Consider the following 22,126-nt stretch of genomic DNA (forward strand, 5'->3'; position numbering starts at 1 on the left):
AAATCCGGGGGAATCCAGCAGGTGAAGCGGGCATTCCGCCCGTAACGTCGAGGGCATGACCGAGCGGGCGAGGACCGAAGTCGAGGAACCGGGGCCGGACGGCGGACCACCCGCCGCCCGGAGCCATCCCGCGACCTCCCCCCGCGGCCTGACCGCCGCCGAGGTCGCCGAGCGCGTCGCCAGAGGCGAGGTCAACGACGTCCCCGTCCGCTCCTCGCGCTCGGCCGCCGAGATCGTCCGCTCCAACGTCTTCACCCGGTTCAACGCCATCATCGGCGTCCTCTTCGTGATCATCCTGATCGTCGGCCCCCTCCAGGACGGCCTGTTCGGCTTCGTCATCGTCGCCAACACCGGCATCGGCATCGTCCAGGAGCTCCGCGCCAAGCGGACCCTGGACAATCTCGCGGTGATCGGCGAGGCCCGGCCGACCGTGCGGCGCGACGGGACGGCCGCCGAGATCCCCACCTCGGAGGTCGTGCTCGGCGACGTCATCGAGCTGGGACCGGGCGACAAAGTGATCGTCGACGGCGAGGTGCTGGAGACCGACGGCCTGGAGGTCGATGAGTCCCTGCTCACCGGCGAGGCCGACCCGGTCCTCAAGAAGCCCGGCGAGCGGATGATGTCCGGCAGCTTCGTGGTGGCCGGCGGCGGCGCCTTCGCCGCCACCAAGGTCGGCCGCGAGGCCTACGCCGCCCAGCTCGCCGAGGAGGCCAGCCGGTTCACCCTCGTCCACTCCGAGCTGCGCACGGGCATCAGCCAGATCCTCAAGTACGTCACCTGGATGATGATCCCGACCGCGATCGGCCTGATCCTCAGCCATCTGCTCACCCTCGGCCTGCCGGGCGACGAGGCCGTCCGCAGGATGGTCGCCGGCATCGTGCCGATGATCCCCGAGGGCCTGGTGCTGCTCACCTCCGTCGCCTTCGCGATCGGCGTCATCCGCCTCGGCCGCAAGCAGTGCCTGGTCCAGGAACTACCCGCCATCGAGGGCCTGGCCCGCGTCGACGTGGTCTGCCTGGACAAGACCGGCACCCTCACCGAAGGCGGCATGGACGTCAACGCCCTGCGGCCGCTGGGCGGCGCCGACCCCGCATACGTCCAGCAGGTGCTGGGCGCCCTCGGCGCGTCCGATCCGCGCCCCAATGCCTCCCTCCAGGCGATCATCGACACCTACCCCGCCGACGCGGCCTGGCGTTGCACCCGGTCGCTCCCCTTCTCCTCCGCCCGCAAGTACAGCGGAGCCTCCTTCAACGGCCCGGACCAGGAGGGCTCGACCTGGCTGCTCGGCGCCCCGGACGTCCTGCTGCCGCCCCGCGACCCGGTCCTCGCCGAGACCGACGACCTCAACGCCCAGGGCCTGCGGGTGCTGCTGCTGGCCGGCTCCGCGAGGGAACTCGACGACCCCGACCTCACCTCGGACGTCCGCCCCACCGCCCTGGTCGTCCTGGAGCAGCGGCTGCGCCCGGACGCCACCCAGACCCTGCGCTACTTCGAGGAGCAGGACGTCGCGGCCAAGGTGATCTCCGGCGACAACGCCGTGTCGGTCGGCGCGGTGGCCGGCAAGCTCGGCCTGCCGGGCGCGGACGACCCGGTGGACGCCCGCCGCCTGCCCGGCGATGCGGACGCGATGGCCACCGCGCTCGACGAGGGCACGGTCTTCGGCCGGGTCACCCCGCAACAGAAGCGGGACATGGTCGCCGCCCTCCAGGCCCGCGGCCACAACGTCGCGATGACCGGCGACGGCGTCAACGACGTGCTCGCCCTCAAGGACGCCGACATCGGCGTCGCCATGGGCGCCGGCTCCGAGGCGACCCGCGCCGTGGCCCAGATCGTCCTGCTCAACAACAGCTTCGCGACGCTGCCGTCGGTCGTCGCCGAGGGCCGCCGGGTGATCGGCAACATCACCCGCGTCGCCACCCTCTTCCTCACCAAGACCGTCTACTCCGTCCTGCTGGCGATCCTCGTCGCCTGCTGGCAGATCCCCTACCCCTACCTCCCCCGGCACCTCACCCTGCTCTCCACCCTCACCATCGGCGTCCCCGCGTTCTTCCTGGCCCTCGCCCCCAACAAGGAGCGCGCCCGCCCGCACTTCGTCCGCCGGGTGATGCGCTACGCCGTCCCCTCCGGTCTCATCACCGGCACGGCCGCCTTCGTGACCTACCTGCTGGCCCGCGCCTACTACACCGGCCCGCACGCCCTGCCCGCCGAGACCAGCGCGGCCACCCTGACGCTCTTCCTCGCCGCGATGTGGGTGCTGGCGATCATCGCCCGCCCGTACACCTGGTGGCGGATCGCGCTCGTCCTGACCATGGGCCTGGGCTTCCTGATCGTGCTGGTCACCCCCTGGCTCCAGCGCTTCTTCGACCTGAAGCTGGTCGGTACGACCATGCCCTGGACGGCCGTGGCGATAGCCGCGGTGGCGGCCCTGCTGCTGGAATTCGCCTGGAGGTGGGTGGGCCACCGCTTCCCGTCCTAGGCTCCCTCGTCCGGGCCCCGGGTCTCGTGCGGGTCGCCCCCGCTCGCTGACACGGGCCGGACGACAGCCCTAGAGTCCATGCCCATGACTCTTCTCGCGCAGGCCCACATCTCCCCGGCGTTCGAGCTGCTGGCACGTTCGCACCACCGCTACAGCCACCACACCGGGAACTCCGGCACCTCGTTCGCGGGTGCCTACTGGATGATCCCGCTCGGCATCGTCATCGCGATCGCCTGGGTCGCCTTCAAGCGGCTCCGCTCCCGCTGATCCGGGCCAACTGGCGCCGACGGCCCCGCCCGACCTAGGCTCCATGTCCATGACATTCACCTCGGGGGACGCCGCCTACGAGATCCTGGCGCGCTCACATCACCACTACTCCCACCACAGCAGCTCCTTCGGGGGCAGCGGCAGCGGCGGGAACTGGTTCGTCAACGTGGCCGTCGGCCTCGGCCTGCTCTTCGTGATCATGACGCTTCTCAGGAAGTTCAGCTCCCGCTGACCTGACCGCATCGCGCATCACGTCTCGCGGCCGCCGGGCCCCGGTCGGCCGCGAGCCACCTCCCGCCCGGCGGCGCGCAGGCCGACCCCCTCGCGAGGAAGCCCGGTTCGCCCCCTGACGGCTCGGCCCGGCTGCTCGGCCCGACGGGCAGGTCCGGCTGCTCGGCCCGGCTTCTCGCCCAAGGGGGCGTCGCGGCCGTCAAGGACCGCGGACGCCCCGCCTGACCGGCGTCAGTCGAACCACCGCGCCCGTGCCAGTTCGTCCCCCCGGTCGGGATCTTCCAGGAGCGCCGCGACCTCGAAACGGCGCGGCCACTGGCCGGCGGCCCAGGCCAGGCCCGCGGCGACGCCCTCCAGGGTCGCGGCGTGCAAAGTGGCGTCCGGGGCCCAGCGCCAGTCCAGTTCGGTCGCATCGGAACCGTCACCGACGATGAGTTCCTCGTGCTCGGTGTACGCGTCGGGTGTGCCCGCGCCGAGCAACACCCTTACCGCCTCCGGCACTTCGTGCCGTACGCCCTCGGAGCGCACCTCCGCGTCGACCGCCTCGCTCAGCCGCCGCACCTGAAGCAGCTCGGCGAGGTCGGCGGCCCGTGCCGGCCGTACGGGCACCAGGGCCAGGCCGGTCGCCAGCGGCATCAGGTCGGGCGCGTCGGCGACGACGGCGTCCGCCGCGTCGACGACCCGGACCTCGCCGTCGACGACGGCCCGCAGTTCGTCGGGCAGGGTGACCTGGTCCGGGTCGAGGTCCGCCAACAGCCCGTAGAGGGCGTGGAGTTGTGCGGCATCGACCGGGAGCTCCCCGTCGGCCAGGCGGGCCAGCAGTTCCGCCGCGCCGCCCGGTTCCTCCAGAAGCGCGGCGGCCGACGTACGGACCCCGAGGGCGCGCAGCACCTGCGCGTCGACCTCACCGGCGTCCGCCGACTCGTACAGACCGGCCAGCAGCGGGTCGCCGCCCGCCGACCGCAGCCCGGCGGGGCGCCGGCCGTCCAGCACCGGGTGTCCGCGCAGCCACCACGCGGCGTAGGGCCGCACGGACTCGGTGGTGCCGTCCGGCAGCAGTACGCGCACCGGCGCGGTCAGCGCATCGCGCAGCGGCGGCCGGGCGAGCATGGCGAGCGCCTGCGGCCAGCAGTCGTCATCGACGAGGTCCAGGTCGCGGACGGCGACCAGTTCGGTCACCACGGGCGGTACGGGGGTCTCGGGCAGCGCGTCGAGGATGTCCTCGCACCAGACGTCGACCGCGTCCAGCAGTCCGGCGTCGTCCGGTTCGGCGAAGTCGCTGTCGCGCGGCTCCAGTTCGTCGGGATCGAGGACCACGTCGGTGGCGCGGACGAGCGCGAAGGCCGCCAGCACGCCGACGGCCGTCAGCGGCTGCTCGCCCCAGCGTTCTGCCAATTCACCGTCACAGGCGGCCAGTTCGCCCTCACGGATGACCCGTTCGAAGGGGCTGCCCGGGAAGACCAGTTCACCCGCCGGGGCCAGCTCACCCTCGTCGTCGGGCAGCGCGAGAGCGCCCAGCCACGGCTCGTCACCCGGTGCGAGATTCGCCTCGCGGACGAGCCCGAGAACGGTCTCCGCCAGCGTCTCGGCGTCGAGCGGGGCGCCGGGTACATCGCCTTCCAGGTCGTCGGCGAAGACGTCGTAGGCGTCCTCGTCGGCGTCCATCGAGTTCGCAACGGCCGCACGGACCTGGGGAGTTGTCAGTACGGCGCGCGGTGAGGCGGGGGTGGCGCCCAGCTTCTCCAGCAGCGGGTGCGCCGCCTCCGGGTGAGCCACCTTCAGGCCCAGCCGGGCGAGCGTACGGTTCCGGGCCGCGGCCTCACCGTCGCCGTCACTGCCGCTGCCGGGCAGCGGCAGCAGCACCTGGCGCGGGCCGATCGTCGTCCGTACCGTCCCGGCCGTGCCGCCGGGCCCCTGCCCGGACGGCCCCGCCAGCGGCACCGGGAGTCCGCTGAGCCGGTCCGGGTCGGTGCCGGCCAACGCGTCGTAGAGCCGCCACCACCAGCCGGGTGTCCGCTCGACGCCCGCCAGCCGGTCGACCATCTCGCCCAGCGGCACCCGCGCCACGCCCAGCGCCCGCAGCTCCGGCCGCCGCTCCAGACCGGCCGGCAGCAGGCTCGGGAACAGCTCGGCCAGCACCCCGACCGTCGCCGCGCCCGCGCCCTCCACCAGCTCCGCGTCCACCGGCCGCAGCACGAAGCGGTCCGCGGCGGCCCCCGCCTCCTCGTCCCATTCGCGCTCCGCCGGCTCGGGCTCGGGCTCGTCACCCTCGGGCCTGCCCGCGCTCGGCAGGAAACGCACCCGCGGCAGCAGCTCCAGCACCAGCCGGCGCAGCTCGCCGTCCAGACCGCCCTTGCCCAGCGGGCCCGGCACCAGGTCGAGCGTGCCGACCGAGACCGGCTGCCAGTCGCCCAGCAGCGCGGCGTAGACCTCCGCCGCCCGCGCCACCAGAAAGTCCGCCAGCGGACCGGGCGCGACATGGCGGCGCGTCGGCTCCAGCGGGAAGGACGCGATCAGCAGCGCGGGCAGACCCAACGGCTCGTCCGTCGGCGTCGGCGCGTGCACCACCGGCGCCGTGCCCGGCCGTACCGGCGCGCCCTCGGCGTCCACCGGCACCGCCCAGGTCACCGACCACACCGGCCGCAGCCGCTCCTCGACCGGCCGGTCGGCGAGCAGCGCGGGCTCCAGCGGCCCGCCGTCACTCGCCACCCGCCAGCGGGTGTCCCCCCGCACGCTGTCCTCGATCAGGACATGATCCGCGTCCTGACGGCGCCTCAACTCCCGTACGCCGTCCGGCGTCTCGATGACGACCTCGGCGAGACCCGGCAGTGTCAGCAGCAGCGCCGCATCGATCCCGGCCAGCAGCCGCTCCGCCAGATCCTGTGCCGCGCCGTCGCGCAGCGGCAGCACCACCGCTGTGTCGTATCCCTCGGGTGCCCCGCCCTCGGCGGGCAGCGGCAGCCGCAGCAGCGGTACGTGTCCGTCGCGGCGGCGCAGCTCGCCGCCCAGCCCCGGACTGTGCGCGGCCACGTCCCGCGCCAGCTCGCGCGCCTCCGCGAGCGACCAGCGGACGCCGCCCGTACGACCCACCAGCGCGGGTTCGTCACTGACGGACAGCACGGCGGCGAAGCCCACACCGAACCGGCCGACCGCACCCGTGTCGCCGGCCGCCGCGCCGCTCTCCCGCTTCGCGGAGGCGCGCAGTGTCGACAGCGACTCCACGCCGGTGGCGTCCAGCGGCGAGCCGGTGTTGGAGGCGACGAGCACGGCGGGCGCGGTGTCGTTCGCCGGATGCAGGGTCAGGCGCAGGCGGCCGGGGACGCCGGCGCGGGCCGCCGCGTCCGAGGCGTTCTGCGCCAGCTCCACGGCGAGCCGGTCCCGATAGCCGCCGAGCGCGAGGTCCTCCTCGGCATTGGCGTCCTCCCGGAACCGGGCCGGCGACGCGGCCCACGCGTCCAGCACCCCTCGGCGCAGCCGAGCCGTCCCGAACGGGTCCTCGGCTGCGCCTCGCACCAACGACGTACCGGTCACTGTGGATCTCCTCTTCGGGCCTGCGTCCGCGTGCGGTGACGTTATCGCCCCACGTTGCCGTCTGCACCGCCGTGCGGGGCCGGGGTTGTTCCGTGCCCGCCTGCGGCGGGAGCGGGGTGGGTTGTGGGCCGGGCGTCCTGGGTGTCTGGGTGGGTGCGGTGCCGGGCCTCCGCGACTGCGTCCCTGCGGCCCGCCTCCTCCCGTAAGCCGTACGCCTGCCCCTGGTGGGGGTGGGGAGAGGTGGGGGTGGGGGTGGGGGTGACCCAGTACCGTCGGCCGGCTCTTGCTTCTTTCCTTCACCTCTTCCCCCACCGGGCGGAGGACGTCCCGCTCCGGGCGGGAGGCGGGGCTCCGCAGGGACGCAGTCCCGGAGGAGACCCGCCGTACCCAGAGACGGGCGCAGTGATCGGCCCCCGCCGCCGGAACCCACCCGTCCCGGAGGAGACCCACCGCACCCACCACCGGGCACAAACGTCGGCCGCCGCCGCCGGAACCCACCCCCGCCGAAGGCGGAAACAGCAAGCACCACGGCGGGAGAGCCGACAACGTGGGGCAGAGCCCCCAGCGCTCAGCTGTGGCCCAGCTCCTCCGGCGGCCCCGCGTCCTCCACGGACCCCCCGTTCCGCTCCGGCCGGAGCGACAGCGCGTCGACGATCGTCTCGTCGACGACCGGCTCGGCCGGACGGGGCGGCTTCGGCATGACGGCCGCTTCGGAGTGCGCGCCGCAGCCGTAGGCCAGCGAGACGACGCGGCCGTCCGCCGGGGCGAACTCGTTGGCGCAGACGCCGAACGCCTGGCGCAGCGAGCCGGTGAGCGGGGTGAGGAAGCCGCAGGTCATGCAGGTGGCGGGGGCTGCCTGGGCCATCGGGGTCTTGGCCCCGTAGGCCTCTTCCCAACGGTCGGCGGCGATGTGCAGGCCGTAGCGGGACAGGACGCGGGCGCGGCGCATGCCCAGCTCTTCGGCGACCGCGGCGATATTGCCGCGTACGGGCACCGGCTGGACGGCGGGTGAGCCGGGGACGACGTCGGCGTCCTCGATGTCGGCGACCTCGGCGACCCCTTCGGGGACGCCGTCCGCGACGATGGAGTTCGGCGGCGGGGTGTCCTCACCCGTATAGCCGGGCTCCAGGCGGAGGTCTTCGGCCTCGGAGGGCAGCAGGTCGCCGGGGCCCATGTCGCCGGGGCGCAGCCGCTCGCTCCAGGGCACCCATTCGGGGGCGAGGAGCGAGTCGGGGCCGGGAAGCAGCACGGACTCGTCGAGGGTGACGAGCTTGGCGCGGGAGGCCCTGGCGACCGTCACGGCCCAGCGCCAGCCCCGGTATCCGGGCTCCTTGCAGGCGAAAAGGTGCGTGACGACGCGGTCGCCATCGGCAACGGCATCGATGTGCTCGCCGACCATCCCCGGCAAGGCGGCTTCTTCCGCCGCCTCACGGGCAAGGTCGACCGCCTCGGCGCACAGGCGGTCAGGGGTACGGCTTCGCATCGCAGCACTCACAAGAATCGATTCTCTCTTCCACGCCGTCTCACGAGTGCGCCAGCCGGAGCTGTCCTGTCCTGTCCGGACGACCGGCGGGGCCGGGGCGGGCGGAGCGGACCTGGGGACCGCGTCGACGTCCGCGCCCGGTCGTTTCGGTCGAGCGCACCTATTACGAACCATTCTGCGGGATCGCGGTAAGGCGCGCGGCCAAAAACGACCGCCGGTGGCGCGCTACACACGCTACCCCTTCAAAGGTGTACGACCCCTCGGTGGGAGCGCCAAAAGTCTCCGACGGCCGTCAGAGGCCGTTGCGCCCCGCGCGGGAAGCGGGAGAAAGTGCCGCCTCCTGGGCGAGTTGGGGCAGTATGGCGATGTGGCTGCCGCGAGGTCATCGAAGTCGTCGAAGCCGAAAGTGTCGAAGCCGAAGATGTCGGGGCCGAGGGTGTCGAAGACATCACGGGTGTCGCGGGCATCGACCAGAGACGGGGAGCAGGGCAACCGGGCTCGCCGGGCGGGCCGGGCACTCGGCCGTGCGCTGCACACCCCGTTCACGGGCGCCGCGCGCGGCGTACGGCGCGCCACTCATGCGCACGGCGCCGGCGAGTCGGGCCTGGGCAAGCTGATCGAGCTGCACGCGGTGAATTCCGCCGGCGACATGATGATCACGATCGCACTGGCCTCGACGGTGTTCTTCTCGGTGCCGACGGATCAGGCGCGGGGCCGGGTCGCCCTGTATCTGGCGATCACGATGGCGCCGTTCGCGCTGCTCGCGCCGGTGATCGGGCCGCTGCTGGACCGGGTACCGCACGGGCGCCGGGCGGCGATGGCGGGCTCGATGCTGGCCCGTGCGCTGCTGGCACTGATGATGTCGGGCGCGGTCGCGGACGGCGGGCTGGAGCTGTATCCGGCGGCGCTGGGCGTACTGGTCTCGTCGAAGGCGTACGGGGTCGTCAGAAGCGCCGTGGTGCCGCGTCTGCTGCCACCGCGGATCTCGTTGGTGAAGGCGAATTCGCGGGTGACGCTCGGCGGGCTGCTGGCGACGGGGGTGGCGGCGCCGGCCGGTGCCGGGCTGCACCAGATCGGGCCGAGCTGGCCGCTGTACGGCGCTTTCGTGGTGTTTGTGACCGGTACGTTCCTGTCGTTCTCGCTGCCGCACAAGGTCGACTCGTCGAAGGGCGAGCGGCGGGCCCGGCTGGCGTCGGCGGACGAGGCGGACGGGTCGGTGCTCGCCAAGCGCAAGCCGGGGCTGCGCACCGTCGGCCCGTCGGTGCTGCACGGTCTGCAGGCCAACGCCGCACTGCGCTCGCTCTCCGGCTTTCTGACGTTCTTCCTGGCCTTCATGCTGCGCGAGCACCCCTTGGGCGGGCTGGGGCCCGCGACGTCCCTGGGTCTGGTCGCGGTGGCGGCGGGCACCGGGAACGCGCTGGGTACGGCGGTCGGCGCCTGGCTGAAGGCGCGCGGGCCGGAGCGGCTGATCGCCACGATGCTGGCGGTCGCCCTGTGCGCGACGGTGCTCGCCGCGGTCTTCTACGACGTGCTGGCGATCGTGGTCGTCACGATCGCCGCGGCCACCGCGGGGCTCTGCCAGGCGCTGTCCAAGCTGTCGCTGGACGCGATGATCCAGCGCGATGTGCCCGAGGAGGTCCGTACGTCGGCGTTCGCCCGGTCCGAGACGGCGTTGCAGATGTCGTGGGTGGTGGGCGGCGCCCTCGGCATCTCACTGCCGCTGATCGGCATGGTGGGGATGTCGGTCGCCGCGGGGCTGGTCGCGTTCGGCATGCTCCTTGCCGTGAAGGGACTGCTGGGAGCGGCGCGGCGGGGCGGCGGCGCGGGCGCGCGGGTGGCGTGAGGCGGCCCTTCGGGGACGTCGCGCCCGGCACCCGGCACACGCCACGCCCGGCACGCCGTACCCGCGCGTGGCGTGCGCGAGGGCGCCCGATAGCCTGCGCGTATGACCGCTGCGTTGATCTCCTGGGGCAAGGGCCGCCGTGCCGCTGCCGCCATCGGTGCCGTGTCCCTGGGCCTCATCACCCTCTCCGCCTGCGAGAAGCCGACGGCGCTCGCGACCGTGACCGTCGGTTCGACGACGGTGACGTCCGAGGCGACGAAGGGCTGTGACGGCGACGGAGAGGCCCTCGATCAGGCCAAGTTCAGGTCCTGCCTCTCCAACCAGGGCGGCAAGACGATCACCGTGAGCCCCGGCGAGAAGGTGCGGGTCGGCGTGGAGCCGGACATCGCCGAGCGCGGCTGGCTGGCGTTCGCCGGCGAGGGCGGCCAGGGCGTGTCGAAGACCCACCAGACCTACCGCACCATCGACAGCAGCCAGCTGTTCCTGAAGCAGGACCCGCAGACCGGGCAGACCTCGACGCTCAAGCAGGTCACCCTCCAGGTCGCGGAGTTCCCGAAGGACGGTGGCCAGATCCCCGCCACCATCTTCCACTTCACGCTGAAGCAGAAGGACTGAGTCCTCTGACCGCGCAGCGTCCGCGGGCCGTGGTGACCCCCTGATGCGGGTACTGGTCATCACGGCGGTGGCCGCCGAGCGCGACGCCGTGTGCGCCGCCGGCGGGCCGCACGACACCGTGGCCCTGCCCGGCGGGTACGTCCTGCACCGGGCGGCCGCTGCCGCACACCCCGCGCTCGATGTGCTCGCCGGGGGCGTCGGCCCGGCCGCCGCGGCAGCCGGCACCGCGACCGCGCTGACCGCCGCCGCGCTCGCGGCGGATCCGTACGACCTGGTCGTCTCGGCCGGTATCGGCGGCGGTTTCGCCCCGGCCGCGCCCCTGGGGTCCGTCGTCGTCGCGGACGCGATCGTCGCCGCCGATCTGGGCGCCGAGACCCCGGACGGCTTCCTGCCGGTGACCGAACTCGGCTTCGGGACCGTCGCGCACCACCCCGACCCCACCCTCGTCCGCGCCGTCGCGGCCGCGTCCGGCGCCGCCGCCGGCACCGTGCTGACCGTCTCGACGGTCACCGGCAGCGCCGCGCGCACCTCCGAGCTGGCGGCCCGTCACCCGGGCGTGCTGGCCGAGGCGATGGAGGGTTTCGGGGTCGCCGAGGCCGCCGCCGCGCACGGTGTGCCGGTCCTCGAAATCCGTACCGTCTCCAACGCCGTCGGGCCCCGCGACCGCGCCGCCTGGCGGATCGGCGACGCGCTCGCCGCCCTGACCGCGGCCTTCGGCGCGCTGCCCGGCGCCCTGGAGGCATGAATGAGTGAGTCCGAGGAGGACCTGGTGAACCGGCCGCTGAACATCGCGTACTCGCCCTGCCCGAACGACACCTTCGTCTTCGAGGCCCTGGCGCACGGCCGGGTCCCGGACGCACCGGAGATGGCGGTCACCTTCGCCGACATCGACATCACCAACGGCATGGCCGAGCGCGGTGAGTTCGATGTGCTGAAGGTGTCGTACGCGGTGCTGCCGTGGGTGCTCGACGAGTACGCGCTGCTGCCCTGCGGCGGGGCGCTGGGGCGCGGCTGCGGCCCGCTGGTGCTGACCCGGGAGGGCGGCCCCGCCGCCGGTCTGGCGGGGAAGACCGTGGCGGTGCCCAGCGAGCGGTCCACCGCGTATCTGCTGTTCCGGCTGTGGGCGGCGGCCGAGGTGCCGGGCGGCGTCGGCGAGATCGTGGTGCTGCCGTTCCACGAGATCATGCCGGCGGTCCGCGACGGCAAGGTCGACGCGGGACTGGTCATCCACGAGGCCCGCTTCACGTACCAGAATTACGGTCTGGCCTGCCTGGCCGACATGGGCGAGCACTGGGAGGCCACCACCGGCCTGCCGATCCCGCTGGGCGCGATCATCGCCAAGCGCTCGCTGGGCGAGGAGACGCTGCGCGCGCTCACCGCGGCCATCCGCACCTCGGTGAGGATGGCCTGGGACGAGCCCGAGGTGTCCCGCCCGTACGTCCTGGAGCACTCCCAGGAGATGGACCCGGCCGTCGCCGACCAGCACATCGGGCTGTACGTCAACGAGTTCACCGCCGACCTCGGCGAGCACGGCTATGCGGCGGTGCGCGGGCTGCTCACGCGCGCCGCGGCCGAGGGGCTCGTACCGCCCCTCGGCCGCGATGCGCTGAACGCTGTGCAGATGCCCTGAATAGCGGGTGGGTCCCGATTCGGTGGGAGACCGGTTGCGTCGGCGGCCGCCTCGTGGAGGCGGCCGCGGCTCAGACGTCCAGCTGGTCGGCGACCGCCCGGAGCATGCCGGCGATCTTCGAGCCGTGGGCCTTGTCCGGATAGCGACCGCGCTCCAGCTGCTGGGTGACGTTCTCCAGGAGCGTGGTGAGGTCCTGCACGATCGACGCGAGTTCGTCGGGCTTGCGCCGCTGGGCCGCCGCCACCGAGGGCGCGGGGTCGAGGAGCGTCACCGTGAGCGCTTGGTCACCGCGCTGGCCTGCGACGACGCCGAAGTCGACGCGCTGGCCCGGCTTGAGTGCGTCCACGCCGTCGGGCAGCACCGACGAGTGCACGAAGACGTCGCCGCCGTCATCGCGGGAGAGAAAGCCGAAGCCCTTCTCGCTGTTGAACCACTTGACCTTGCCGGTAGGCACGTCTGTCCTCGTCCTCGTACTCGTGGGATGAAACCTGGGATGCAGGCTGGGATGCGGGTGAAGATGAAAGCTGGCTGGATCGACTGCGGGACCTGCGGAAAACGGTCTGGATAGCACGGCAGCGGGCCACAGGACCCGCCACCACCAAGGCTAATGGTCCGATGCCCGGTGACAAGACGTCCCTGGGTGGATCCTTTGCGCTTCTGGCCCGGACTTACCCTGGTCAGGTGTCTGACGAAACTCCCCTGGCAGGGGATCTCCTGGTCCGAATCGGCGCGATCTTGTTCCTGGTTGGCGCAGTGGCCACTCTCGCCACAGTGACGCCGCTGTTCCTCGGGACCGAGCCGCTGCCGTCCGTTTTCTACTGGGTGTGCATGCTGATGGGCGCCGGTTTCCTCGTCGCCGCGGCCGGTGTGATCCGCTCCGCGCTGGCGCAGCGGCGTCAGGCGGAGGCGGCTTCCGCGCCCTGAGCGACATGACCGTCCAGCCAGGCCGGGAAGTGCGTCAGGTCGTCGAGCAGCACCTCGGCGCCGGCCTCGCGAAGCTCCCCGGCCGCGCACGGGCCGGTGGCGACGGCGACGGACAGCGCGCCCGCGGTGTGCGCCCCCCGGACGTCGCCGGTGTGGTCCCCGACGTAGATCCGGGCCCCGTGTTCGCGCAGCGCGTCGGCCTTGGCCTCCGCCCACAGTGAGCCGATGACGGCGTCCGCCTCGATGCCCAGGTGCGTGAGGTGCAGCTTGGCGTTCGGCTCGTACTTGGCGGTGACCACGATGGCCCGGCCGCCGGCGGCGTGCACCGCGGCGATGGCCTCCCGGGCACCGGGCATCGCCAGGGTCCCGGCGATGGCGTGCTCGGGATACAGCTCGCGGTAGACCTCGCTGATCTCGGCGACCCGCTCCTCGGGGAACCACCGGCGGATCTCCTGCTCCAGCGGCGGCCCGAGCCGGGTCACGGCGGCGTCGGCGTCGACATAGGTGCCGGTCCGGGCGGTCAGCGCCTGGTAGGCCGCCTTGATGCCGGGCCGGGAGTCGATCAGGGTCATGTCGAGGTCGAAGCCGACCGTCAGGGGGTACGCAGCCATGGGGGCCATTGTGCCCTCGGAGACCCGTGGCCGGGACATACACTTAGCCCCGCCTTACTGAACTGCATCGCTGCCCGCTCCTCCCTCCAGGTATCCGCCAGGTATCCCGCGAAATGGACCCGATGCCAGTCGCCCCGTCCGGACGCCCCTCAGCCGTCGCCGCGCACCCCGGCATACCCTGCCGCCGCGCCTCATGACGCCCGCGCGGCGGGGCCGGCGACTCGGCCTGATGGCGGTGGCGGTGCTCGCGCTGCTGCTCGCGGTGGTCTTCTCGCTCGCCGTCGGCAGCCGCCAGTTAGCGCCCGCTCAGGTGCTGGACGCGCTGTTCCACGGCGGCAGCAGCGACGCCGCCCAGGTCGTGCGGTTCCTGCGGCTGCCGCGCACCCTGATCGGCCTGATGGTCGGCGCCGCGCTCGCGATGGCCGGCACGGTCATGCAGGGCATCACCCGCAATCCGATCGCCGACCCCGGCATCCTCGGTATCAGCCAGGGCGCCTCGGTCGCCGTGGTCCTCGTCATCGCGTACGCCGGGATCCACACCCTGACCGGCTATGTGTGGTGCGCGTTCGCCGGAGCCGGGATCGCCTCCGTCGTCGTCCATGCCATCGCGTCGAGCGGCCGCGGCGGCGCCACCCCCGTCAAGCTCGCGCTCGCCGGAGCCGCCATCAACGCGCTGCTGGTGTCGGTGACGATGGCGGTGCTCACCACCAAGGCGGCGGCACTGGACGAGTTCCGGTTCTGGCAGGTCGGCTCGCTCACCGGCCGGGACAGTGCGGTCGCCGCGCAGATCTGGCCGTTCCTGCTGGCCGGCACGGTGCTCGTGCTGTCCGTCGCCCGCGGTCTGGACGCGCTGGCCCTCGGCGAGGACGTCGCCAAGGGGCTGGGCCAGAAGGTCGCGACGGTACGGATCGTGGGCGGACTCGGCGCGACGGTGCTGACCGGCGCGGGCGTCGCCGCTGCCGGGCCGATCGCGTTCGTCGGCCTCGCCGTCCCGCACCTCGCCCGCGCGATCGTGGGCGGCGACCACCGCTGGGTGCTGCCGATGGCGGCGCTGCTCGGGCCCGTCACCGTGCTGGTCTCGGACACTCTCGGGCGGATCCTCTTCCCGCCGTCGGAGGTGCCGGCGGGCGTGCTGACCGCGCTGATCGGCGTCCCGTTCCTGGTCACCCTGGTGCGCCGGAAGGCGGTGGCGGCATGACCTCCCCCGGCACGCTCGCCCGCCCGGGGGTCCGCCCCGCCGGTTACGCGCTGGTCCGGGCCGGCCGCGGCTCGTTCCTGCTGCACCGCCGTGCGGCCGGCACCGCCGCCGTACTGGCCGTCGCGCTGGCCGCCGTCTGCGTGGCCCACCTCTGTGTCGGCGAGAGCTTCGTCGCGCCGTCCGAGGTCGTCCGGGTGGTCCTCGGCAGGCCGTCCTCGGCGTCCGACGAGCTGGTCGTCGGGACGCTGCGGCTGCCGCGGATGACCGTCGGACTGCTCGTCGGCGCCGCGTTCGGGGTGTCCGGCGCGCTGATCCAGACCGTCGCCCGCAATCCGCTGGCCAGCCCGGACATCATCGGCGTCACGCAGGGGGCGGGCGCCCTCACCGTCGGCTCGATGGCCTTCGGCGTGACCTCGTACGCCGTCCTGCCGTATCTGTCGGTGGCCGGCGGGATGCTCGCCGCCGGTCTCGTCCACCTCTTCGCCTGGCGCGGCGGTCTGCACGCCACCCGCTTCGTCCTCATCGGCATCGGCTTCGCCATCGCCCTGCGGTCCGTCACCCATCTCTTCCTGACCGAGGGAGACCAACTGGTCGCCCAGCAGGCGCAGGTGTGGATGACCGGCTCGCTCAACGGGCGCGGCTGGGCGGAGGCAGTGGTGCTGGGCCGGGCGCTGCTGGTGCTGGCGCCGTTCGTGCTGTGGGCGGCGCGGGCCCAGCGGACCGTCTCGCTGGACGACGACACCGCCACCGCGCTCGGCGTCCGGCTGGGCCGCACCCGCCTCGGGCTGGTCGCGGTCGGCGTGATCCTGGCGTCGATGGCGACCGGCGCCGCGGGCCCGGTGGACTTCGTGGCGCTGCTCGCCCCGCAGATCGCCCGCCGGCTGACGCGTACGGCGCAGATCCCGCTGCTGTGCTCGGCGTTGCTGGGCGCGTGCCTGGTCGTGCTGGGTGACCTGCTGGCGCGCACGATCCTCGCGCCGACCGAGCTGCCGGTGGGCGTGCTGACCGCCGCCATCGGCGCCCCGTATCTGATCTGGCTCATCGTCAGGGGCCGGCCAGGCCGTGGCCGTGCCGCAGGAGGACAGGCGTGACCGATACGGGGGAGAGCGTGGAGCGCCACGTAAGCGGCGAGGCGGGCGTGATCACACAGGCCGGTGACGGCGTCACGAGCCGGCTCACGGCGCGCGATCTGACGCTCGCCTACGAGGACCGTGCGGTCGTCGAGGGCCTCGACCTGGACGTGCCGCACGGCGCGGTCACCGTCGTCGTGGGCCCCAACGCCTGCGGCAAGTCGACGCTGCTGCGCGCCCTGGGCCGGCTGCTGAGACCACGCCGCGGTGCCGTGCTCCTCGACGGCGCGGACCTGGCACGCATCCCCACCAGGAAGATCGCCCGGTCTGTGGGCCTGCTGCCGCAGACGCCCGTCGCCCCCGAGGCGATCACTGTCGGCGACCTGGTCGCCCGTGGCCGGCAGCCGCATCAGCGCTGGTGGCAGCAGTGGTCGCCGGACGACGAGCGCGCGGTCACCGAGGCGATGCGGCGCACCGATGTCGAGCAGTTGGCGGAGCGGGCGGTCGACGAACTCTCCGGCGGCCAGCGGCAGCGGGTGTGGATCGCGATGGCGCTGGCCCAGGAGACGGAGCTGCTGCTCCTGGACGAGCCGACGACGTATCTGGACATCGCCCATCAGGTCGAAGTCCTCGATCTGGTACGGGAGTTGAACCACGACCGGGGCCGCACCGTCGTCGCCGTGCTCCACGACCTCAATCAGGCCGCCCGCTACGCCGACCACCTGGTGGCGATGGAGGCCGGCCGGATCGTCGCCCAGGGGCGCCCGGACGAGGTCGTCACCGCAGACCTCGTCCGCGAGGTGTTCGGCCTGGAGGCGGTGGTCGTCCCGGATCCGGTGACGGGCTCGCCGCTGGTCGTGCCGGGCCGCCCCTGGCAGCCCGGGGCCTCCCGCAGCTCTCCGTCCCGGCAGCCGTCGCGACGGGAGTGACGCTCGCCCCCGCTCCCCTCCCCGTCCGCCTGTCCGCCCCCGTCGAGCCGAAAGGGCCTGTGATGTCCCGCTCCGCAGCTGCCAAGCGAGTCCCCCCGATCGTCCACGGGCGCACCTGCGCGCAGGCCGCGCGGCGCCGTGCCGCCGTCGCCGCCGGCACCGCGCTCGCCGCCGCCCTGGCCCTGTCCGCCTGCGGTTCCGGCGGCGGTTCCGGGTCCGGGTCCGGCGGTTCCTTCAAGGCCGCCGACTGCCCGAAGCAGCCCACGACCGGCTGGGCCCGCCCGGTGTCCGGCGCCGGCACGCACACGGTGCGGACGGCGATGGGCGGGGTGAAGGTGCCGAACACCCCGAAGCGGGTGGTCGTCCTGGACACCGCCGAGCTGGACTCCGCCGTCACGCTCGGCGTGCAGCCGGTCGGCGCGACCCGCTCGGACGTCGCCTCGGGATTCCTGGACTACCTCCCCAGGGACAAGGTCGCCGGCATCAAGGACGTCGGCAAGATCGGCGCCCCGAACCTGGAGGCGGTCGCGGCGCTGCGGCCCGATCTGATCCTGACCAGCAAGGTCCGCGACGGCGGGCGCTACGACCAGCTCACGAAGATCGCCCCGACGGTGATGACCGAGACCACCGGCTACCCCTGGAAGCAGAACTTCGCCACGCACGCCGACGCGCTCGGCAGGATCCCCGAGGCGAGGAAGACCGTCGCCGCGTACGACGCGCACGCCGGGAGGGTCACCAAGGCGCTGGGGGGTGCCGCGAAGGCCCGGAAGATCCGGACGAACATCGTCCGCTTCGTCGAGGGCGCCGACACCCGTATCTACGGCTGCCAGAGCTACATCGGCACCGTTCTCGCGGACATCGGCACCGGCCCCACCGACGTCGTCGACGGCGCCAAGGACGGTCTGATGGTGGAGGTCAGCGCCGAGCAGATGACCAAGGCCGACGCGGACGCCGTCTTCTACGCCGGTTACGGCAGCCCGGAGAAATCCAAGGAGGCCCAGGTCACCGGCGGCCCGCTGTGGAAGAACATGACGGCCGTCCAGGGCGGCAGGTCCTTCCGCGTCGACGACCAGCTGTGGATCCAGGGCATCGGCTACACCGCGGCCGGCGACATCCTGGACGAGATCCAGCAGCGCCTGGCGAAGAAGTGACGCAGCGCCAGGAATGAGCGAGCCCGACAGGCGGCCTGCCGGAAGCCGAGCGGACCGGACGCCCGCTCGGCCCCCGGCCCGCCCCTCACCTCGCCGTGCGCCGCATCCGCCACACCAGGAACAGCGCGGAGGCGACGGCCGCGACCCGGGCCATCCCCGGCAGCCCGTCCATCAGCTCCGGCCCGAGCTTCCCCTGGGCGATCGGCTCACCCCAGCGGCCGTCCATGCGCCCCCACAGCCAGACGAGGAGGCCCGCGACGACGATCCCCGGCACCCCCAGCGCCGCGAACTTGGCCTCCGTCCGGGTCAGCCGCCGCGACACATACGCCAGCACCCAGCCCGCGCCCAGTGCGATCCACGAGCCCATCAGCGCACCGGCCGCCAGCAGCAGCACAGCCAGCCCCAGCACCGGGCTCAGCCACGCCCGGAGCGGCACCGGCCCGACGGCCTCCGCCTCCGCCGCCGGCTCGGCCACGTCCTCGACCGGCGCGGCACGGCGCCGGGTCAGGGTCCGCCGCAGGAGTCCGGGAAGCGGCCGCGCCGCCTCGTCCTCCTCGTCGTCCCCGTCCGCATCGTCGGGGCCCGTCGCGGCCGCCTCGGGGCCGCCGACGCCGCCCTTCTCCACGGACAGCGGGCCCTTGCCCTTCGACCCCTTGCCCTTCGGTCCCTCGCCCTCCGGCTGTTCCCACATCTCCGGGATCTCGATGCCGCCGACGAACCCGGGGACCGTCTCGCCCGGCCCGAAGGGCGCCGGGTCCACCCGCCACCAGTCCGGCCTGTCGTCCCCGTCGCCCAGTTCGTCCGGTCCCGCGAGATGCGGCGGCGAGGCACCCGTGCGGGGCGCGGGCGGCTCCTCCGGCTTGCCGGTGTCCCGCGGCGACGGCAGCTTGCCGGTCAGGCCGCCCATCAGCCCGCTCACCAGTCCCCCGGTCAGGCCGCTGCCGAGGCCGCCGCGCCGGCCCGTCCCGCCGCCCTTCTCCGGTGCGTCCGCCCGGCCGTCGGGGGCTTCGGGCCCCCGCGGCGTCAGGGGCACGGCGCGGGGCGGGGCCGTGGACGGCCCGGGCTGCCCGGACGCGGGCCCGTCGCCCTGCCCGGCGGCCGTCACCACCGCCTCCGGCGTGCCCAGCCGCGACAGGATCCGCTTCACGCCGGACACCGTGTCGGCCTTCTGCGCATCGATCTCGGACCGCAGCCCGGCCACCAGCCGCATCCGGCTGCCGGAGGGCAGGCCACGCTGCTGGGCCAGGTCGCCCACCCGGCTCAAATAGTCAAAGACGAGCTGATCGCTCTCGATCCCCACGAAATCCCCTGCGGCGTGCGCTGGTTGCTGCCTCGACGGTACCCCTTCGACCGCCACCCGGACCGCGGTCCGCCGGACCCGACCGCCACGGACCGCAGCGTGTGCCCCGGGAAGGAGAGCGCCGCGCCGTCCTCCCTCCCCCGTGGGGCATCCGCAGTCCGCCGCGCCCGCCGACGCAACCGTCGGGCCCGCGTCCGCCCCGCCCCGTGGCCGCCGGTGGACGGCCCGTACGCCCGTCCCGGAGGCGGCGCCGCGCCGGACCGGTGACCCGGCATCCCCGGCACCGCTAACGTAGGACGAATGACCAGTACACCCCGCACCCTCGCCGAGGAGCTCAGAACCCGCACCGACAGCGGGCTCGTCGGCCTGCTGCGGGCCCGGCCCGATCTGCTCAATCCGGTGCCCGGCGATGTCACCCAGCTCGCGACCCGGGCCGGGACGCGGGCGTCCGTGATCCGCGCCGTGGAGCGGCTCGACCGCTTCGCGCTGCAGACCGCCGAGGCGCTGGCGGTGGCGCCCGACCCGTGCCCCTTCGACACCCTCGGCGCGCTGATGACCGGGGACGCCGGTGACGCGGCGATCAGCGCCGAGCTGCCCCGTGCGGTGGCCGCGCTGCGTGCGCAGGCGCTGATCTGGGGCCCGGACGACCGGCTGCGGCTGGTGCGGACGGCCCGTGAGCTGCTGACGCCGAGCGTCACCCACCCCTCCCCGACGGGCCTCGGGCCGACCGTCGCCGAGGCCACGTCCGGAATGTCGCCGGGGCGGCTGCAGGACATCATCGCGGCGGCCGGGCTGCCCGGCACGCACGACCCGGTCACCGCGGTCGCCGCCCTGTCCGCGCTCTTCGGCGACCGCGGCCGGATGGCGGCGCTGCTCGACACCGCGCCCGCGGAATCCGTCGCCGTCCTGGACAAGCTGCTGTGGGGCCCGCCGTACGGCGGCGTCACCGACCGGCCGGCCCCGCACCTCCAGTGGCTGCTGGACCGCGGTCTGCTGATCCCGGCGGGTGCCCGCAATGTCGTACTGCCCAGGGAGGTGGCGCTCCATCTGCGCGCGGGGCGCGCGCATCACACCCCGGAGCCGGTGCCGCCGGCCCTCGCGCCCGTCAAGGAACGTGATCCACAGCTTGTGGACAACGCCGCGGCCGGCCAGGCGTTCACGGCGCTGGCGACCGTCGAGGAACTCCTCAAGGAGTGGGACCTCGGCGGCCCCGCCGTGCTGCGCGCCGGCGGGCTGAGCGTCCGCGACCTCAAGCGCACCGCCACCGCCCTGGACACCACCGAGCAGCTCGCCGCCTTCTGGCTCGAACTCGCCTACGCGGCGGGCCTGGTGGCCTCGGACGGCGAGGCGGACGAACGGTACGCCGCCACCCCGGCGGCCGAGGACTGGCTGCAGCTCCCCGACCACGCGCGCTGGGCCGCGCTCGCCGCGGGCTGGCTGTCCGCGACCCGCACCCCGGGAGTCGTCGGCACCGCCGACGCCAAGGGCCGCGCCCTCGCCGCCCTCGGCCCGCACCTCGACCGCTCCCCGGCCCCCGAGGTACGCCGCCGCGCCCTCGCCCTCCTCGCCGACCTGCCGCCGGGCGCCTCCGTACCCGCCACGGCGGTCCTCGCCCGCCTCCGCTGGGAGCGCCCGCTGCGCGGCGGATCACCCTCGGCGGGCGCGGTCCCCGGCCCCGCCGCACCGGGCGCCGGGCAGGCCACCGGGGGCCCGAGCTACGCCGCCTCCCCCGCCGGCACCCTTCCCCCGGCCGACGACCTCCGCTCCCGCCTCGCCCAATGGGCCCTCACCGAGGCCGAGTTGCTCGGGGTGACCGGCCGCGGCGCGCTCGCCGCCCACGGCCGCGCGCTGCTCGACTCCGCACCCGCGTCGGACGTCCCCACCTCCGCCGAGACCGCGACCGCGGCGACCCGTGCCGCCGACCTGCTCGCGCCGCACCTGCCCGAACCGCTCGACCACGTCCTCCTCCAGGCGGACCTGACCGCGGTTGCCCCCGGCCCGCTGCTGCGCCCGCTCGCCGAGGCACTCGGCGTGCTCGCCGACGTCGAGTCCAAGGGCGGCGCCACGGTCTACCGCTTCACCCCCGCCTCCGTACGCCGCGCCCTGGACACCGGCCGCTCCGCCGCCGAACTCCAGGAATTCCTCACCACCCACTCCCGCACCCCGGTCCCGCAGCCGCTCGCCTACCTCATCGACGATGTGGCCCGCAAACACGGCCAGTTGAGGATCGGCGCCGCCTCCGCCTACGTCCGCTGCGACGACGACGCACTGCTCTCCGAGATCCTCGCCGACCGCCGCGCCGCCGCCCTGCGCCTGCGCCGGCTCGCCCCGACGGTGCTCGCCGCGCAGACCTCCCCGGACCAACTCCTCGACGGCCTGCGGGCGATGGGCTACGCCCCGGCCGCCGAATCCGCCGAGGGTGACGTCCTGATCGCCCGCGCCGACTCCTACCGCACCCCGCCGCGCACCGCGCCCGCCCCGGTCCCCGACGGCCCGCCGTCCCCCGACCCCGGCCTCCTCGAAGCGGCCGTACGCGCCATCCGGGCCGGCGACCTCGCCGCCACCGCCGAGCGCAAGCCCCTGCACGCCGCCCCCGCCCCGTCCTCCGGCGCCCTCCCCCGCACCACCTCGGCCGAGACCCTCGCCACCATGCAGGCCGCCGTCCTCACCAACTCCGCCGTCTGGATCGGCTACGTCAACGCCGACGGCGCGGCCAGCCAGCGCGTCATCGCCCCCGTACGCGTCGAGGGCGGCTTCGTCACCGCCTACGACCACACCTCCGACGAGGTCCGCACCTACCCCCTGCACCGGATCACCGGCGTGGCGGAACTGGCGGACGACTCGGCCTGAGGGCGAGGGCGCTCACC

The 22,126-nt window shown here is 74.1% G+C and carries 18 protein-coding genes; 13 read left to right on the forward strand and 5 right to left on the reverse strand.

Translation table 11 applies throughout. The features are described from left to right. Nucleotides 1-55: 55 nt before the first annotated feature. From ACIRQ7_RS04830 to ACIRQ7_RS04840, 3 genes are all read left to right on the forward strand, one after another. Nucleotides 56-2,476 (forward strand): HAD-IC family P-type ATPase, encoded by a 2,421-nt coding sequence (locus tag ACIRQ7_RS04830; RefSeq protein ID WP_404259846.1) that lies wholly within the window; start codon nucleotides 56-58, stop codon nucleotides 2,474-2,476. An 84-nt stretch (nucleotides 2,477-2,560) separates the two neighbouring features. Further along, nucleotides 2,561-2,743, forward strand: a complete 183-nt coding sequence (locus ACIRQ7_RS04835; protein WP_401461685.1) for a hypothetical protein — start codon at nucleotides 2,561-2,563, stop codon at nucleotides 2,741-2,743. Between the two features lie 49 nt (nucleotides 2,744-2,792). Further along, on the forward strand, nucleotides 2,793-2,975 hold the full coding sequence (locus ACIRQ7_RS04840) for a hypothetical protein (RefSeq protein ID WP_404259848.1): 183 nt from the start codon (nucleotides 2,793-2,795) through the stop codon (nucleotides 2,973-2,975). A 230-nt stretch (nucleotides 2,976-3,205) separates the two neighbouring features. Here the strand turns inward: ACIRQ7_RS04840 and ACIRQ7_RS04845 are convergent, their stop codons facing one another. After that, a complete protein-coding gene (locus ACIRQ7_RS04845) occupies nucleotides 3,206-6,487 on the reverse strand; it encodes a sacsin N-terminal ATP-binding-like domain-containing protein (RefSeq protein WP_404260122.1) in 3,282 nt (1,093 codons plus the stop codon). A 586-nt stretch (nucleotides 6,488-7,073) separates the two neighbouring features. Next, nucleotides 7,074-7,988 carry a DUF3027 domain-containing protein gene (locus ACIRQ7_RS04850; RefSeq protein WP_404259850.1) on the reverse strand — a complete coding sequence of 305 codons (915 nt, stop codon included), beginning with the start codon at nucleotides 7,986-7,988 and terminating at the stop codon, nucleotides 7,074-7,076. Nucleotides 7,989-8,409: 421 nt separating this feature from the next. Here ACIRQ7_RS04850 and ACIRQ7_RS04855 point away from each other — a divergent pair, with 421 nt between their 5' ends. The 4 genes from ACIRQ7_RS04855 (at nucleotide 8,410) to ACIRQ7_RS04870 (ending at nucleotide 12,076) form a co-directional block, all read left to right on the forward strand. Next, entirely contained in the window at nucleotides 8,410-9,831 is a 1,422-nt protein-coding gene (locus tag ACIRQ7_RS04855; protein ID WP_404260123.1) for an MFS transporter, read from the forward strand. Nucleotides 9,832-9,933: 102 nt separating this feature from the next. After that, a complete protein-coding gene (locus tag ACIRQ7_RS04860) occupies nucleotides 9,934-10,446 on the forward strand; it encodes a hypothetical protein (RefSeq protein WP_404259851.1) in 513 nt (170 codons plus the stop codon). A 43-nt stretch (nucleotides 10,447-10,489) separates the two neighbouring features. Continuing rightward, a complete protein-coding gene (locus tag ACIRQ7_RS04865) occupies nucleotides 10,490-11,191 on the forward strand; it encodes a futalosine hydrolase (RefSeq protein ID WP_404259853.1) in 702 nt (233 codons plus the stop codon). Beyond that, the gene (locus ACIRQ7_RS04870; RefSeq protein ID WP_404259855.1) at nucleotides 11,192-12,076 is read left to right on the forward strand and encodes a 1,4-dihydroxy-6-naphthoate synthase; all 885 of its coding nucleotides are present in this window, start codon (nucleotides 11,192-11,194) and stop codon (nucleotides 12,074-12,076) included. Between the two features lie 70 nt (nucleotides 12,077-12,146). On the opposite strand, the gene ACIRQ7_RS04875 is transcribed toward ACIRQ7_RS04870, so the two are convergent. Beyond that, nucleotides 12,147-12,530 (reverse strand): cold-shock protein, encoded by a 384-nt coding sequence (locus tag ACIRQ7_RS04875; protein WP_401461674.1) that lies wholly within the window; start codon nucleotides 12,528-12,530, stop codon nucleotides 12,147-12,149. A gap of 227 nt (nucleotides 12,531-12,757) precedes the next feature. Between ACIRQ7_RS04875 and ACIRQ7_RS04880 the strand changes: the two genes are divergently transcribed. Next, the gene (locus ACIRQ7_RS04880; protein ID WP_401461672.1) at nucleotides 12,758-13,000 is read left to right on the forward strand and encodes a hypothetical protein; all 243 of its coding nucleotides are present in this window, start codon (nucleotides 12,758-12,760) and stop codon (nucleotides 12,998-13,000) included. On the opposite strand, the gene ACIRQ7_RS04885 is transcribed toward ACIRQ7_RS04880, so the two are convergent. Beyond that, entirely contained in the window at nucleotides 12,973-13,611 is a 639-nt protein-coding gene (locus ACIRQ7_RS04885) for an HAD family hydrolase (RefSeq protein ID WP_404259857.1), read from the reverse strand. The two genes, ACIRQ7_RS04880 and ACIRQ7_RS04885, sit on opposite strands and share 28 nt — an antisense overlap. Before the next feature lie 193 nt (nucleotides 13,612-13,804). Here ACIRQ7_RS04885 and ACIRQ7_RS04890 point away from each other — a divergent pair, with 193 nt between their 5' ends. From ACIRQ7_RS04890 to ACIRQ7_RS04905, 4 genes are all read left to right on the forward strand, one after another. Then, nucleotides 13,805-14,809 carry a FecCD family ABC transporter permease gene (locus tag ACIRQ7_RS04890; RefSeq protein WP_404259858.1) on the forward strand — a complete coding sequence of 335 codons (1,005 nt, stop codon included), beginning with the start codon at nucleotides 13,805-13,807 and terminating at the stop codon, nucleotides 14,807-14,809. Beyond that, nucleotides 14,806-15,900, forward strand: a complete 1,095-nt coding sequence (locus tag ACIRQ7_RS04895; RefSeq protein WP_404259860.1) for a FecCD family ABC transporter permease — start codon at nucleotides 14,806-14,808, stop codon at nucleotides 15,898-15,900. Before ACIRQ7_RS04890 ends, ACIRQ7_RS04895 begins: the two co-directional genes overlap by 4 nt. 50 nt (nucleotides 15,901-15,950) lie before the next feature. Beyond that, entirely contained in the window at nucleotides 15,951-16,808 is an 858-nt protein-coding gene (locus ACIRQ7_RS04900) for an ABC transporter ATP-binding protein (protein ID WP_404260125.1), read from the forward strand. Nucleotides 16,809-16,870: 62 nt separating this feature from the next. Then, nucleotides 16,871-17,959 carry an ABC transporter substrate-binding protein gene (locus ACIRQ7_RS04905; protein WP_404259862.1) on the forward strand — a complete coding sequence of 363 codons (1,089 nt, stop codon included), beginning with the start codon at nucleotides 16,871-16,873 and terminating at the stop codon, nucleotides 17,957-17,959. A gap of 85 nt (nucleotides 17,960-18,044) precedes the next feature. Here the strand turns inward: ACIRQ7_RS04905 and ACIRQ7_RS04910 are convergent, their stop codons facing one another. Beyond that, complete coding sequence (locus ACIRQ7_RS04910) at nucleotides 18,045-19,259, reverse strand: hypothetical protein (RefSeq protein WP_404259863.1); 1,215 nt, start codon at nucleotides 19,257-19,259, stop codon at nucleotides 18,045-18,047. A 300-nt stretch (nucleotides 19,260-19,559) separates the two neighbouring features. Between ACIRQ7_RS04910 and ACIRQ7_RS04915 the strand changes: the two genes are divergently transcribed. Next, entirely contained in the window at nucleotides 19,560-22,109 is a 2,550-nt protein-coding gene (locus ACIRQ7_RS04915; protein ID WP_404259865.1) for a helicase-associated domain-containing protein, read from the forward strand. Nucleotides 22,110-22,126: the final 17 nt, after the last annotated feature.

Origin of the sequence: Streptomyces sp. NPDC101393 (genome assembly GCF_044767385.1) — a bacterium.
GTDB lineage: Bacteria > Actinomycetota > Actinomycetes > Streptomycetales > Streptomycetaceae > Streptomyces.